The following is a 12,258-nucleotide window of genomic DNA, read 5'->3' on the forward strand; positions in this document are numbered from 1 at the left end:
GGTGGCATCAGGGCTGAACCACTGACTCCACCAGATCAAACTCAGCCGCTGGTTTCAAGTAGCGAGGTGTTACAGGTGTTTGAAACACCTCAGGTCCGGGCTCGCTGGGTCGCGACGATGCACAGCAGTACGACGACCGCGGTGATCGGCGCGGTCACCGGCAGATGCTCGTTCATCAGCAGGACCGACCACACCAGCGTCAGCAGCGGCTGGGCGAGTTGCAACTGACTGGCCTTCGCGACCCCGATGATGCCCATGCCGCGGTACCAGACGACGAACCCGCCGAGTTGCGAAATCCCAGCAATGTAAGCAAGTCCGAGCAGACTCGACGCCGACAACTGCAACGGTTCCCGCGGTACGGCGATCAGCGTGATGGCAATGCTGACTGGTAAGGCAAGTACCACGGCCCAGGCGATCACGTGCCAGCCGGGCAGATGCCCGGCGAGGCGACCGCCTTCGGCATAGCCGAGCGCACAGACGACCAGAGCGGCCAGCAGATACAGGTCTGCGACTGAAACGGACCCGTGATGCTGGCTGAGTGTGAAGACCACCACGGCTGCCGCGCCAGCACACGCAGCAAGCCAGAACGTCGCGGGCAACCGACGCCTGGTCAGCAGCGCCGATGCCGAGGCGGTCGCGATCGGCAGAAGACCGACAACGACTGCGGAGTGGGCGGTGGTCGACGTCTGCAAGGCCAGCGTGGTCAGCAAGGGAAAGCCGATGACGCAACCACCGGCAACGATCAGCAGACCAGGTAGGTCCTTCCGTTGCGGTCGGCGGACCCGGAGAGCGGCGAGCAGTACGGCGGCGAGGATCCCGGCCAGCAGGCCGCGAGCACCGGTCGCCGTCCACGGACCCATGCCTCTGGTCGTCCACACGGTGGCCGGGAAGCTCAAGGAGAAGGACGCGACGGCGACGAGAGCTGCGATGGTCCCGGCTCTGGTCGGTATCGCTTCTCGACTCGGGACAGTAGCGCTATCGTGTGCCGTCATGGACAACGATAGCAGTCTGGCTGTTGTCGTCGGGCGGTTGCGGGCCGAGGTCACCGCTGCCGGCCCGGGCGGCCGGCTGCCGTCCAGCCGCACCTTGGTCCGGCGTTGGGGAATCAGTCCGGTCACACTCTCGCGGGCCGTGACCGTGCTGATGGCCGAGGGGCTCGTCAGTCCGCGTCCGGGATCCGGGGTCTTCGTCAGCGACCGTGCTCTGCGCCGGAGGGTCGCTCAGGCGGATGTCTCCTGGCAGGACAGCGCGCTCGGGAACCGTCGGCGTCTCAAGACCACGGCGATGCTGGGAATGCTGTCGACCCAGGCGGACGGGGTGGTGGATCTTTCGGTCGGCTACTTGCACGAATCGCTCCAGCCGAGCAAGGCACTGGCCGATGCGATGGGACGAGCGGGCCGTCGGCCAGGCACCTGGACACGCTCGCCCGCCGAGGGGATTCCTGAGCTCCGGGCCTGGTTCGCCGCCGACATCGGCGGACGCGAGGGGCCGATCAGCGCCAATGACGTGCTGATCAGTTCTGGCGGCCAGACCGCGTTGGTGACCGCGCTCAGGGCGCTGACCGATCCGGGTCAGGCAGTACTCGTGGAATCACCGACGTACCCGGGGACTCTGGCCGCCGCTGAGGCGGCGGGACTGCGGTGCGATCCGGTGCCGCTCGATGTGGATGGTCTGCGGGTGGAACTGCTCGCGGAGGCGTTCGCGAGCAGTGGAGCGCGGGTGCTGGTGTGCCAGCCGCTGTTCCAGAACCCGACCGGTGCCGTTCTCGCGCCGGCGCGACGGGCCCGGCTGATGGACGCCGTACGAGCGGCTGGGGCCTTCGTCATCGAGGACGACTTCACCCGGCGGTTGGTGCACGACGACGCTCCCGATCTGCCGCAACCGCTGGCGGCGGACGATCCGGACGGTCACGTCGTCCACATCCGGTCGTTGACCAAACCCACGTCACCGAGCCTGCGGGTCTCGGCCGTGACCGCGCGTGGCCCGGCGTACGCACGGCTGCGGGACAGTCATGTGGTCAACAGTTTCTTCGTGCCTCGCCCGATGCAGGAGGCGGCGCTCGAGTTGATGACTTCGCCTTCCTACGCGACTCATCTGCGCCGGCTGGCCGCAGCCTTGCGGGATCGGCGGGAGACGCTGACGCAGAGCCTGGCGGATCGGTGTCCGCACCTCACGGTTCACGCGGTCCGGCCCGGCGGGTATCACGTCTGGACCTCCCTGCCCGACGGCTTGCGGGACGACCTGGTCGTCGCCGAAGCCCTTCGCCAGGGTGTCTCCGTCAGCCCGGGCCGGAACTTCTATCTGCCCGGCGGACCGACCCGGCACCTTCGGCTCAGCTATGCGGGTGCGGCGTCCGCCGACGAGATCGTGCGCGGTGCGGAGCGACTCGACGCGGCGGTGCGGGCGAGCGCCGAAGCCTGACAGCATCTGTCAGGTTTCAGTGCTGGACTGGACCCATGAACGACTGTTGCGCCGTGGTGGACCTGCGGCAGTACACGCTGCATCCAGGGGAGCGCGACACCTTGATCGAGGTCTTTGACGACCATTTCGTCGAGGGGCAGGAAGCGACGGGGATGCACATCGTCGGCCAGTTCCGCGACCTCGACGAGCCGGATCGGTTCGTCTGGATCCGCGGTTTCCCCGACCTGCCGGCCCGCGCCGACGCGCTGAACGCCTTCTACTCCGGGCCGATCTGGCGCGAGCACGCCGCCACGGCGAACCGGACCATGATCGACTCCGACAACGCGCTCCTGCTCACTCCCGTTCAGCTCGGCGCCACCTATCCCCGGCGGGACTCACCCCGCTCAGCGCGAGGGACGACGGACGTCCCCGACTCGGTCGTGGCCGGAGCCGTCTACCACCGAGGTGCGGCAGCTGACGGCTTCGTCGAGTTCTTCACCGATCACGTCGTACCGGTCCTGACCGCCACCGGCGCGGAGCCGCTCGCCGTGTTCGAGACTTTGGTTGCCGAGAACAACTTTCCGGGGCTGCCGTTGCGGGACGAGATCGTGCTGGCCTGGTTCGCCCGCTTCCCCGACGACGCGGTGTACGACGAGCATCGCCGGCGGCTCGCGGCCTCGGCGGTCTGGCAGCGGCAGGTGCTGCCGGAGCTGGTCTGCCGCTCGGCCGCGCCGGCCCAGGAACTGCGGCTGCGTCCGACCGCCAGATCGCAGTTGCGGTAAATGCGTTGCGCGTCCCCGAGCGGGCGTGCATCCTGGAGCAACCGTGCGGCGACGAACGCTGCCTGGACCTAGGGAGGGCTGACGGATGGCCATCACTGTGCTGCGGCATGTCCGCGTCAGTCTCACCTCACAGTTCAGGAGCACACCGGATGTCTTCCGACGTCTTTCGCACCACCGAGCAAGATCTCACCGATAACCTTTCCGACCTCGACTCCCGCTGGGGCGAACTCACCGGCGACGAGTCCGAACCTGATCCGGCCGACGCGTTCGTCTTCCGCTTCACCGAAGTCGACGAGCAACTGGGCCCGGATCAGCGCTGGTCCACCTGGCTGGACGTCGAGCGCGGCTCTCGCGGCCCGCAACCCCGACCCGACTGGGTCGTGACGGAACAGGCTGCGATCGATACCGAGCTCGGCGTCCTCAAAACCGGCAAGGAAGCCGACGTCTTCCTGGTCGAGCGGGCCGTCGAAGCCATCGGCGCGAACCCGGCCCGTTCCTCGCTGCTCGCCGCGAAGCGGTACCGCACCGAGGAACACCGGTCCTTCCACCGCAGTACGGCGTACGTCGAAGGGCGCCGTACGCGCAACAGCCGCGACACCCGCGCGCTGGCGAAGAAGACCTCACACGGTCGCAGCGTCGCCGCCGGGCAATGGGCGGGCGCGGAGTGGGGCGCGCTGTGTCAGTTGTGGAAGGCCGGCGTGCCGGTCCCCTACCCGGTGCAGGTGGACGGCACCGAGTTGCTGATGGAGTTCATCGACGACGGTGAAGGCGGGGCGGCGCCACGGCTCGCCCAGGTCCGGCCGTCCAAGGACTTGCTCGGTCAGTACTTCGAGCAGGTCCGCGACGGGATGCGCGAGTTGGCCAGGGCGGGGTTGGCCCACGGAGACCTGTCGCCGTACAACGTCCTCGCCCAGGGGGACCGGATCGTGATGATCGACCTGCCCCAGGTGATCGACATCGTCGGCAATCCGAAGGGCATGGACTTCCTGCTGCGCGACTGCCACAACATGGCGACCTGGTTCACCAACCGCGGGCTGGAGATCGACGAACAGGAACTGTTCGCCGACCTGCTCACGATGGTGTTCTGATCGCCTGCTGCAGCAAGGGCACGAGTGGTACCAGCTGGTCGGGGTGGGCGTCGACGAGACCGTCGACGTGGTTGCCCGCCTCGACCCGCAGGTACGTGTGCAGTCCAGTGCGCCGAGCCATCGCGGCGTACACGTCCGAGTCCTGGGTGATCGGGAGCAGGCTGTCGTAGGTGCCCTGGATCGTGACCAGTGGCTTGCCGATCCGGCCGGTCAGCGCGATCCGCCGGATCGCCTTGTGTGCTTCGGGTCGGCGCGCGTAGTCGTAGTCGGCCTCACTGCCGGTGTACGACGGATCGAGCTCGGCGGCGTAGATCCGCTGGGTCAGCTTCCAGTAGACCGTGTAGTGGTAGTCCCAGAGGAAATCGGACTTCGGATCGAAGCCGGCGCCGGTGATCAGCTCCGGAGATTGTTGCTCGTAGCCCCTGATCGCCGGCGGCAGGAACGTGAACAGGTTGGGCCCGTTCGCGGTCCACAGCGTTCCTTCGAGGTCAACGCCCCGGGTGTAGAGGTCCGGATGGTTCTCGAGCTGCCAGCGGACCAGGTAGCCGCCGTTCGAGATGCCTGCGGCAACCACCTCGCGCGGCGCGCGGTCGTAGTACTGCCCGACTGTCGCCCGGGCGGCACGGGTCAGCTGCGTCATCCGCAGGTTCCACTCGACGATCGCGTCGCCCGGTCGCACCCCGTCGGTGAAGAACTCGGCGCCGGTGTTGCCCTTGTCCGTCGCCGCGAACGCGTAACCCAGCGAGAGCACGTAGTCCGAGATCGCCTTGTCGTTCGCGTACTGCGCTCGTACGCCGGGCGACCCGGAGACGACCAGGCCGCCGTTCCACCGATCCGGCAGCCGCACGACGAACTGCGAGTCGTGGTTCCAGCCGTGGTTGGTGTTCGTGCGCGAGTTGTCCGGGAAGTACCCGTCGATCTGGACCCCGGGAATGCCCGACGGCGACGGCAGACCCGCGTGCGTGAGACCCGCGTAGTCGGCCGGGTTGGTGTGGCCCGAGGCCACGGTCCCGGTGGTGGTCAGGTCGGCGAGGCGGGCGACTTCCTGGTGCTGGGCACCGGGAACCCGGACCGGACGATGGGCGCTGGCCGGCACGGTCACACCGGTGAGCAGCAGGACGGCTGAGAACAAGGCGAGGCGGCGCATGGCGTCACGCTAGAAGTCGCCTCCTTCGCCAGACAGAGGGTCGGAGCACACAACCGTGCGCCCCCGGGTGGTCTCCTACGACACCGCTTTGGCTGCCGCGCGTCCCGCCGTACGTCCGGTGAACAGGCAGCCGCCGAGGAACGTGCCCTCGAGCGATCGGTAGCCGTGGATGCCGCCGCCACCGAAGCCGGCCACCTCGCCGGCCGCGTAGACACCGGGCAGCGGCGTACCGTCGGTGCGCAGTACGCGGGAGTCCAGATCGGTCTGCAGACCGCCGAGGGACTTGCGGGTCAGGACGTTCAGCCGGACGGCGATCAGCGGGCCGGCCTTCGGGTCGAGGATCCGGTGCGGCGACGCGACCCGGATCAGCTTGTCGCCGCGATAGTGCCGGGCGCCGCGCAGCGCGGTGATCTGCAGGTCCTTGGTGAACGTGTTGGCCAGCTCGCGATCGCGCGCGACGATCTGGCGTTCCAGGTCGTCGAGGTCGATCAGCTTGTCGCCGGTCAGGTCGTTCATGCCGCGGACCAGGTCGGGCAGGTTGCCCCGGACGATGAAGTCGGCGCCCTTGTCCATGAAGGCCTGCACCGGTGCGGTCGCGCCGCCGCGGGCCCGGCCGAGCACGCCCTTGATGTCCTTGCCGGTCAGGTCCGGGTTCTGCTCCTGGCCGGAGAGCGCGAACTCCTTCTCGATGATCTTCTGGGTCAGCACGAACCAGGTGTAGTCGTACCCGGTCCGCATGATGTGCTCGAGCGTGCCGAGAGTGTCGAACCCGGGGAACAGTGGCACGGGCAGTCGCTTGCCGGTCGCGTCGAACCACAGCGACGACGGTCCGGGCAGGATCCGGATGCCGTGCATCGGCCAGATCGGGTCCCAGTTCTGGATACCTTCGGTGTAGTGCCACATCCGGTCGCGGTTCACGTACCGGCCGCCCGCCTGCTCGGTGATCGCGAGCATCCGGCCGTCGACATGCGCGGGGACGCCGCTGATCATCCGCTTCGGCGGCTCGCCCATCCGCTTCGGCCACTGCGAGCGGACCAGGTCGTGGTTGCCGCCGATCCCGCCGGAGGTGACGATCACGGCCTGCGCGGTCAGGCTGAAGTCGCCGGCCTCGACCCGCGAACTGGCGACCCCACGCGCGACGCCGCTCGGCTCGAGCACCTTGCCCGCGACTCCGTCGACCACGCCGCCGGTGACGGTCAACTCGTCCACCCGATGCCGGAACCGGATCTCCACCAGGCCCTTGGCGGCGCCTTCGCGGACCCGGCGCTCGAACGGCGCGACCAGACCGGGCCCGGTGCCCCAGGTGATGTGGAAGCGGGGCACCGAGTTCCCGTGCCCGTCCGCGTTGTAGCCGCCACGCTCGGCCCAGCCGACCACCGGGAAGAACCGCACTCCCTGGGCATGCAGCCACGGACGCTTCTCGCCGGAGGCGAAGTCGACGTACGCCTCGGCCCATTGCCGGGCCCACCGGTCCTCGTCGTCCAGCCGGTCGAACCCGGCCGAGCCGAGCCAGTCCTGCAGCGCGAGATCGTGTGAGTCCTTGATCCCCATCCGGCGTTGTTCGGGTGAGTCGACGAACAGCAGGCCGCCGAACGACCAGAACGCCTGGCCGCCGAGTGAGGCCTCCGGCTCCTGGTCCAGCAGCAGCACCTTCCGGCCCGCGTCGGCCAGTTCGGCGGTCGCGGCCAGCCCGGCCAGACCCGCCCCGACGACGATCACATCCGCGTCCATCACTGTCCCCTCACCGATCGGTGGTCCATGTATAGCGGACAACCGAAGGCGATGGACGGACCTGCGCAGACTTGCAAGGATTGGCGTCGTGACGATCCTTTCCGCGCATGATCTCGTCCTGCCCGCCGCCTCGCTCGGAGCGGAGAACCCGCTCGCACCGTTGCGCAGTCATCAGGAACTGCACCAGGTCCAGAACCTGGCCGACGTCCCGGCCGACCTGCGCGAGAACATCCAGTACGGGCGACTGCACAGCACGCTGCCGTGCCTGAACCAGGACAGCTACGACCGCGACCTGGTCGACACGACCTTCCCCGCGCTGGTGCTGGAGAACGACCACGTCCGCGCGACCATCCTGCCCAGTCTCGGCGGACGGCTCTACTCGCTCGTCCACAAGGCCAGCGGTCAGGAGTTGCTGTACCGCAACCCCGTCTTCCAGCCCGCGAACCTCGCCCTGCGCAACGCCTGGTTCGCCGGTGGAGTCGAGTGGAACGTCGGCAGCACCGGCCACTGGACCGGCACCTGCGCCTCGATGCACGCCGCTCGCGTCGAAGGCCCGGACGGTACGCCGATCCTGCGGCTGTGGGAGCTCGAACGAACCCGCAACCTCGTCACCCAGCTCGACTTCTGGCTGCCGGCCGACTCGGAGTTCCTCTACGTCGGAGTCCGACTGCAGAACCCTTCCGATCGCGAAGTACCGGCGTACTGGTGGTCGAACATCGCCGTCGAGCAGTCCCCGGAGACGCGGGTGCTGGTGCCGGCCGATGAGGCTTGGCGGTTCGGGTACGCCGCCGCACCGGCGCCGGGCCGACGGCTCGATCTCGTCGGCGTCCCCGAGTTCGACGGCATCGACCTGACCTACCCGATGAAGCATCCGCGGGCGGTCGACTTCTTCTTCGAGCCGATGCCCGACGAGCGGCCGTGGATCGCCTCGGTGGATGCTGAGGGCAACGGGCTGGTGCAGGCGTCGACGGATCGGCTGCGCGGGCGGAAGCTGTTCGTCTGGGGCGAGGGAGCCGGCGGCCGCCGGTGGCAGGAGTGGCTCGCGCCCGGCCTCGAGGGACACGGGTACGCCGAGATCCAGGCCGGGCTGGCACGGACCCAGCTGGAGCACCTGAAGTTGCCCGCAGCAACCTCATGGCACTGGTTGGAGGCCTACGGCCGGCTGTCGATGGATCCCGCGGCCGCACACTCCGGCGACTGGCGGACAGCCCGCACCGCGGCCGCCTCGGTTCTGCGCCCAGTGGTCGACGCGCTCGCCGACCGGGAGCGGAGCTGGCTGACGGTCGTGGACGAGGCGCCCGTCGAGCGCCTGGCGGTCGGTTCAGGCTGGGGCGCACTCGAGCTTGCCCGGACCGGCTGGCCGGTTTCCGCCGGTACGCCGTTCGCCGACGACACGATGACCTCGCGGGAGCGCGCGTGGTTGCCCTTGCTCGAAGGGCGGTTGCCCGCGGCAGACGACGTACCGGACGGGACGTTGGTGAGTTGGCGGGAGTTGCTGGAGCACGCGGACGACAACTGGCTGGTCTGGTATCACCGGGGCGTCGCTCGGCATTACGACGGTGATCGGGACGGTGCGATCGAGGCCTGGACGCAGGCCGGCGAGAACCCGTTCGCGTTGCGCAATCTCGGGTTGGTCACCGGGGAGTTGTCGTACTACGAGCGGGCGGTCGGGTTGCGGCCCGACCTGGTTCCGTTGGTTGCGGAGGCGGTTGCGCTCGCCCTGGATCTCGACCTGGCCCTGGCCGGCCGCATGCTCGACGACGCTCCGGATGATCCGCGGATCAGGTTGTTGCAGGTCAGGTACGCGCTGGACACCGGCGACCCGCAGAAGGCACACGAGTTGCTGGCCGATGGCATCCGGTTGGCCACGGTTCGGGAGGGGGCCAACCCGCTGACGGACTACTGGCTTGCCGCGGAGAAGGCACTCGGAACCGACCGGCCGGTGCCTGCGCAGTACCAGTTCGGCATGGGCGAAAGCTGACTCAGCAAATTGTTATGTCCTGACCTGGAACCGACCGGGTTCGGGTGGCGTCTCACGATTGTGCGGCAAGGGCCGCACAAGGCAGTTCGACTACGACGACCGCGTCGCGCGGGCGACGCGTCGGGGGTGAGTGCCATGTTGACGATCGTTGTGCTCGGTGGGTTCGGCTTGGTGCTGCTGATCACGGCATGCATCGTGCTGGATGTGCTCGCCGGTGTCCGGCAGGACGAGATCCCTTCAGGTACGGAAGAGAAGACGGCCGGTCAGGTGATCCGGGTTCGTGGCCCGGTCCGCGGTCAGTTGGACGGCGGTGTACCGACGGAGTACACCGAGGTCACCATCGAGTACTGCACCCGCCGCGGTGAGGGACCCTTCGAGGTCCACCGCCGGTTCCCGGTGGGCGGCAGGATTCCTTACAGCAAGGGCGACCGGGTCATCGTCTGCTACGACGTCCGGACGCCGCGCCGGGCCCGCATCGCCGGCCGGGTCAGCCACTGGCCCCAGCTCGGGCCGCGGTCTTCGGACCCGGTTCCACTGCCCTAGAACCAGGAGTCGCCGTACGACTCCTGGTTCCCGCCCCGACCTTCTTCCCTCGCCTCGAGCGGGGGTTTTCCCGTTCAGGAGGGCAGGTGTGGGGCGAGCAGGTTGTAGAGGACCGGGCGGCCCTGAGCCAGGACGTACTCCGCCTCGTCCGTCGGCAGCCGGTCGGCCAGGTGAGCCAGTGACTCGCCCATCGTGATGCTCAGGGTGACCGCCAGCTGGAAGTCCCGGGTGTCGCGGGCGCCGAAGCGGACGGACAGCAGTTCGGCGAACTCGCCCGCGTGCTGGTCGTCGAACTCGCCCGGCTGCATCTCCAGGTCCGGATCGCCGAGCCCGCTCAGGGCGACCGCGCGGAAGCCCGGATCGGTGCGGTGCATCTCGCGGAACGTGTCCAGCGTGACGTCCACCGCCTGCCGCCAGGTCGACACCGCTGCCAGCCGCTCCCGGACCGCCTCGGTGTAGCGGGCCTGGTTCCGCCGCTCGATCGCCTGGATCAGGCTCCGCTTGTCCGGGAAATACCGGTACACGCTGCCGACCGCGATCTCGGCCCGCTTCGCGATCCCGCTCGTCGACGCGGCGTCGTACCCCCGCGCGACGACCTCGGCGCACGCCGCGTCCAGGATGCGCTCGACCTGCCTGCTGGCCCGGTCCTGCGTCGGCGTCCGGCGCAGCGGATACGCCCCCGATCTCACCATGTTGCTCATTGTCCATCTTCGAGGGGACCTTCGTTGCCACCTTCCTGTGACAGATTGCCGTCAGATCGGCGTCATCTCCACCGATCGACACTCTGAGGACCCGCCACAGGAGGGGAAGTCTCCGCATGCGCATCAGCAGAACGGTCGTCGCCGGCCTGGCCTCCGCCGCGATCGCCGCGTCCGGCCTGGCCGGTACGGCGATCGGCAACCACCAGACCCCGCAGTCCGCCGGCCATGCCGACGACTCGGGGCTGCGGCTCAACCAGATCCAGATGATGGGGTCGCACAACTCCTACCACCGCGAGCTCAGCCCGGCCGAGCAGAAGGTCCAGCAGGCGCAGAACCCCGGTTCGGTCGACCTCTGGTACTCGCACGCGTCGATCCCGTCGCAGCTGGAGGACCAGAACATCCGGACCCTCGAGCTCGACCTGCTCCCGGACCCGGACGGCGGTCTCTACACGTACCCGCTGATCCGGAAGCTGACCGGGCAAGGGCCGCTGACCGACCCGGCGATGGCCAAGCCCGGCATCAAGATCATGCACATCCCGGACTTCGACTACAACACGAACTGCGACACCTTCGTGCTGTGTCTGCAGCAGGTGAAGTCCTGGTCCGACAAGCACCCGGACCACGTGCCGATCACGATCAACCTCGAGCTCAAGCAGTCCGACCCGAACGTGGTCGCGGCCGGTGGTGTGCAGTCGCCGCCGTGGGACGCTGCTGCCCTCGACGGTGTCGACCGCGAGATCCGGTCGGTCTTCCCGGAGAAGAAGCTGCTCACCGCGGACGACGTACGCAAGCCAGGTCTCACGCTGGAGCAGTCGGTGCTGACCAAGGGCTGGCCGAAGCTCGACGCGGTCCGTGGCCAGGTGCTGTTCTACTTCGACAACGGCGGCCCCGGCGCGATTCGTGACCTGTACCTGGCGGGTAAGCCGAACCTGGAGGGCCGGGCGGTCTTCACCCGCGGTCCCGAGGGCCAGCCGGATGCCGCGATCACCCAGGTGAACGACCCGCGCGGCGCCAACCAGGCCGAGATCCAGCGGCTGGTGTCGAAGGGCTACCTGATCCGCACCCGATCGGACGAGCCGCTGGCCACGATCCGGGACAACGACACCAGTCGGGTCGGTATCGCGCTGGCCAGTGGCGCGCAGGTGGTCACCACCGACTTCCCGGTCGTCGGGATGGCCGCCCGCTACGACAGTGACTTCGTCGCTGATCTCCCGGGGGACGATCCCGTACGATGCAACCCTGTGACAGCACCAAACTGGTGCCATGGAGATGTCGAGGGAAGGTGACCTGAGCATGTCGGAGCACGTGGTCGATGTCAGTTGGAGCCGGGGTGGGCACGAGTTCACCTACGACAGCTACGACCGCGACCACGAGTGGCGCTTCGACGGCGGCATCACCGTGCCCGGGTCGGCCAACCCGCAGTACCTGGGCAACCCGGGCCCGGTCGATCCCGAGGAGGCGTTCGTGGCGGCGCTGTCGTCCTGCCACATGCTGACGTTCCTGGCGATCGCGGCCCGCAAGCGGCTGGTCGTCGACGCGTACGACGACCACGCGGTCGGCGTGATGGCGAAGAACGAGGCCGGCCGGCTGGCGATCACCCAGGTGACGCTGAACCCGAAGATCGTCTGGGGCGGTCCGGAGCCGGACGCGGAAGCGCTCGAGCGGATCCACCACCGGGCCCACCTGGAGTGCTTCATCGCCAACTCGGTCACCACCGAGGTGGTGGTGGCCGGAATCGGCTGAGACAGACAAAACCACCCGCCGGCCTGGCCTGAGCCTCGCGCAAGCGGCGTCAGGACAGCCGGCGGGTGGTTGGGGTGCACCTCTGTGGTGGTGCACCCGGACGGATCCGGCGGCGCCTCGCACGGGGCGCCTCTGCGTTGGT

General features: G+C 68.6%; 11 protein-coding genes. 7 read left to right on the plus strand and 4 right to left on the minus strand.

What is annotated here, in order from left to right; all coding sequences use genetic code 11:
- Window positions 1–89 precede the first annotated feature (89 nt).
- A complete protein-coding gene (locus AB0I34_RS11420; protein ID WP_360443255.1) occupies window positions 90–992 on the minus strand; it encodes a DMT family transporter in 903 nt (300 codons plus the stop codon).
- Between AB0I34_RS11420 and AB0I34_RS11425 the strand changes: the two genes are divergently transcribed.
- The 3 genes from AB0I34_RS11425 to AB0I34_RS11435 all read left to right on the plus strand — a co-directional run bounded on the left by AB0I34_RS11425 (window position 991) and on the right by AB0I34_RS11435 (window position 4,270).
- The gene (locus AB0I34_RS11425) at window positions 991–2,421 is read left to right on the plus strand and encodes a PLP-dependent aminotransferase family protein (RefSeq protein WP_360443258.1); all 1,431 of its coding nucleotides are present in this window, start codon (window positions 991–993) and stop codon (window positions 2,419–2,421) included. The genes AB0I34_RS11420 and AB0I34_RS11425 overlap by 2 nt on opposite strands.
- A gap of 35 nt (window positions 2,422–2,456) precedes the next feature.
- Window positions 2,457–3,182: an NIPSNAP family protein gene (locus AB0I34_RS11430; RefSeq protein WP_360443261.1), complete on the plus strand. Its 726-nt coding sequence runs from the start codon at window positions 2,457–2,459 to the stop codon at window positions 3,180–3,182.
- A 149-nt stretch (window positions 3,183–3,331) separates the two neighbouring features.
- Window positions 3,332–4,270 carry an RIO1 family regulatory kinase/ATPase gene (locus AB0I34_RS11435; RefSeq protein ID WP_360443264.1) on the plus strand — a complete coding sequence of 313 codons (939 nt, stop codon included), beginning with the start codon at window positions 3,332–3,334 and terminating at the stop codon, window positions 4,268–4,270.
- On the opposite strand, the gene AB0I34_RS11440 is transcribed toward AB0I34_RS11435, so the two are convergent.
- Window positions 4,254–5,417, minus strand: a complete 1,164-nt coding sequence (locus AB0I34_RS11440; RefSeq protein WP_360443267.1) for a tannase/feruloyl esterase family alpha/beta hydrolase — start codon at window positions 5,415–5,417, stop codon at window positions 4,254–4,256. The genes AB0I34_RS11435 and AB0I34_RS11440 overlap by 17 nt on opposite strands.
- A 75-nt stretch (window positions 5,418–5,492) precedes the next feature.
- Window positions 5,493–7,148, minus strand: coding sequence for an FAD-binding dehydrogenase (locus AB0I34_RS11445; protein WP_360443270.1), 1,656 nt, complete (start codon window positions 7,146–7,148; stop codon window positions 5,493–5,495).
- 88 nt (window positions 7,149–7,236) lie between these two features.
- Here AB0I34_RS11445 and AB0I34_RS11450 point away from each other — a divergent pair, with 88 nt between their 5' ends.
- Window positions 7,237–9,129: a DUF5107 domain-containing protein gene (locus tag AB0I34_RS11450; RefSeq protein ID WP_360443273.1), complete on the plus strand. Its 1,893-nt coding sequence runs from the start codon at window positions 7,237–7,239 to the stop codon at window positions 9,127–9,129.
- Window positions 9,130–9,264: 135 nt separating this feature from the next.
- Window positions 9,265–9,672: a DUF3592 domain-containing protein gene (locus AB0I34_RS11455; protein ID WP_360443276.1), complete on the plus strand. Its 408-nt coding sequence runs from the start codon at window positions 9,265–9,267 to the stop codon at window positions 9,670–9,672.
- Window positions 9,673–9,746: 74 nt separating this feature from the next.
- On the opposite strand, the gene AB0I34_RS11460 is transcribed toward AB0I34_RS11455, so the two are convergent.
- Window positions 9,747–10,364 (minus strand): TetR/AcrR family transcriptional regulator, encoded by a 618-nt coding sequence (locus AB0I34_RS11460; RefSeq protein WP_360443279.1) that lies wholly within the window; start codon window positions 10,362–10,364, stop codon window positions 9,747–9,749.
- 125 nt (window positions 10,365–10,489) lie between these two features.
- Here AB0I34_RS11460 and AB0I34_RS11465 point away from each other — a divergent pair, with 125 nt between their 5' ends.
- Together AB0I34_RS11465 and AB0I34_RS11470 are read left to right on the plus strand one after the other, a co-directional pair.
- Window positions 10,490–11,659, plus strand: a complete 1,170-nt coding sequence (locus AB0I34_RS11465; RefSeq protein ID WP_360443282.1) for a phosphatidylinositol-specific phospholipase C1-like protein — start codon at window positions 10,490–10,492, stop codon at window positions 11,657–11,659.
- A gap of 7 nt (window positions 11,660–11,666) precedes the next feature.
- Complete coding sequence (locus AB0I34_RS11470; RefSeq protein ID WP_360443285.1) at window positions 11,667–12,116, plus strand: OsmC family protein; 450 nt, start codon at window positions 11,667–11,669, stop codon at window positions 12,114–12,116.
- The last annotated feature ends 142 nt before the right edge of the window (window positions 12,117–12,258 follow it).

Source organism: Kribbella sp. NPDC050281 (assembly GCF_040655855.1).
Taxonomy (GTDB): domain Bacteria; phylum Actinomycetota; class Actinomycetes; order Propionibacteriales; family Kribbellaceae; genus Kribbella.

Coding starts and splice junctions, on each gene's coding strand:
- AB0I34_RS11435 (WP_360443264.1), top strand. CDS start 3,332: ATGTCTTCCGACGTCTTTCGCACCACCGAGCAAGATCTCACCGATAAC.
- AB0I34_RS11420 (WP_360443255.1), bottom strand. CDS start 992: ATGACGGCACACGATAGCGCTACTGTCCCGAGTCGAGAAGCGATACCG.
- AB0I34_RS11445 (WP_360443270.1), bottom strand. CDS start 7,148: ATGGACGCGGATGTGATCGTCGTCGGGGCGGGTCTGGCCGGGCTGGCC.
- AB0I34_RS11470 (WP_360443285.1), top strand. CDS start 11,667: ATGTCGGAGCACGTGGTCGATGTCAGTTGGAGCCGGGGTGGGCACGAG.
- AB0I34_RS11425 (WP_360443258.1), top strand. CDS start 991: ATGGACAACGATAGCAGTCTGGCTGTTGTCGTCGGGCGGTTGCGGGCC.
- AB0I34_RS11430 (WP_360443261.1), top strand. CDS start 2,457: ATGAACGACTGTTGCGCCGTGGTGGACCTGCGGCAGTACACGCTGCAT.
- AB0I34_RS11465 (WP_360443282.1), top strand. CDS start 10,490: ATGCGCATCAGCAGAACGGTCGTCGCCGGCCTGGCCTCCGCCGCGATC.
- AB0I34_RS11455 (WP_360443276.1), top strand. CDS start 9,265: ATGTTGACGATCGTTGTGCTCGGTGGGTTCGGCTTGGTGCTGCTGATC.
- AB0I34_RS11460 (WP_360443279.1), bottom strand. CDS start 10,364: ATGGTGAGATCGGGGGCGTATCCGCTGCGCCGGACGCCGACGCAGGAC.
- AB0I34_RS11440 (WP_360443267.1), bottom strand. CDS start 5,417: ATGCGCCGCCTCGCCTTGTTCTCAGCCGTCCTGCTGCTCACCGGTGTG.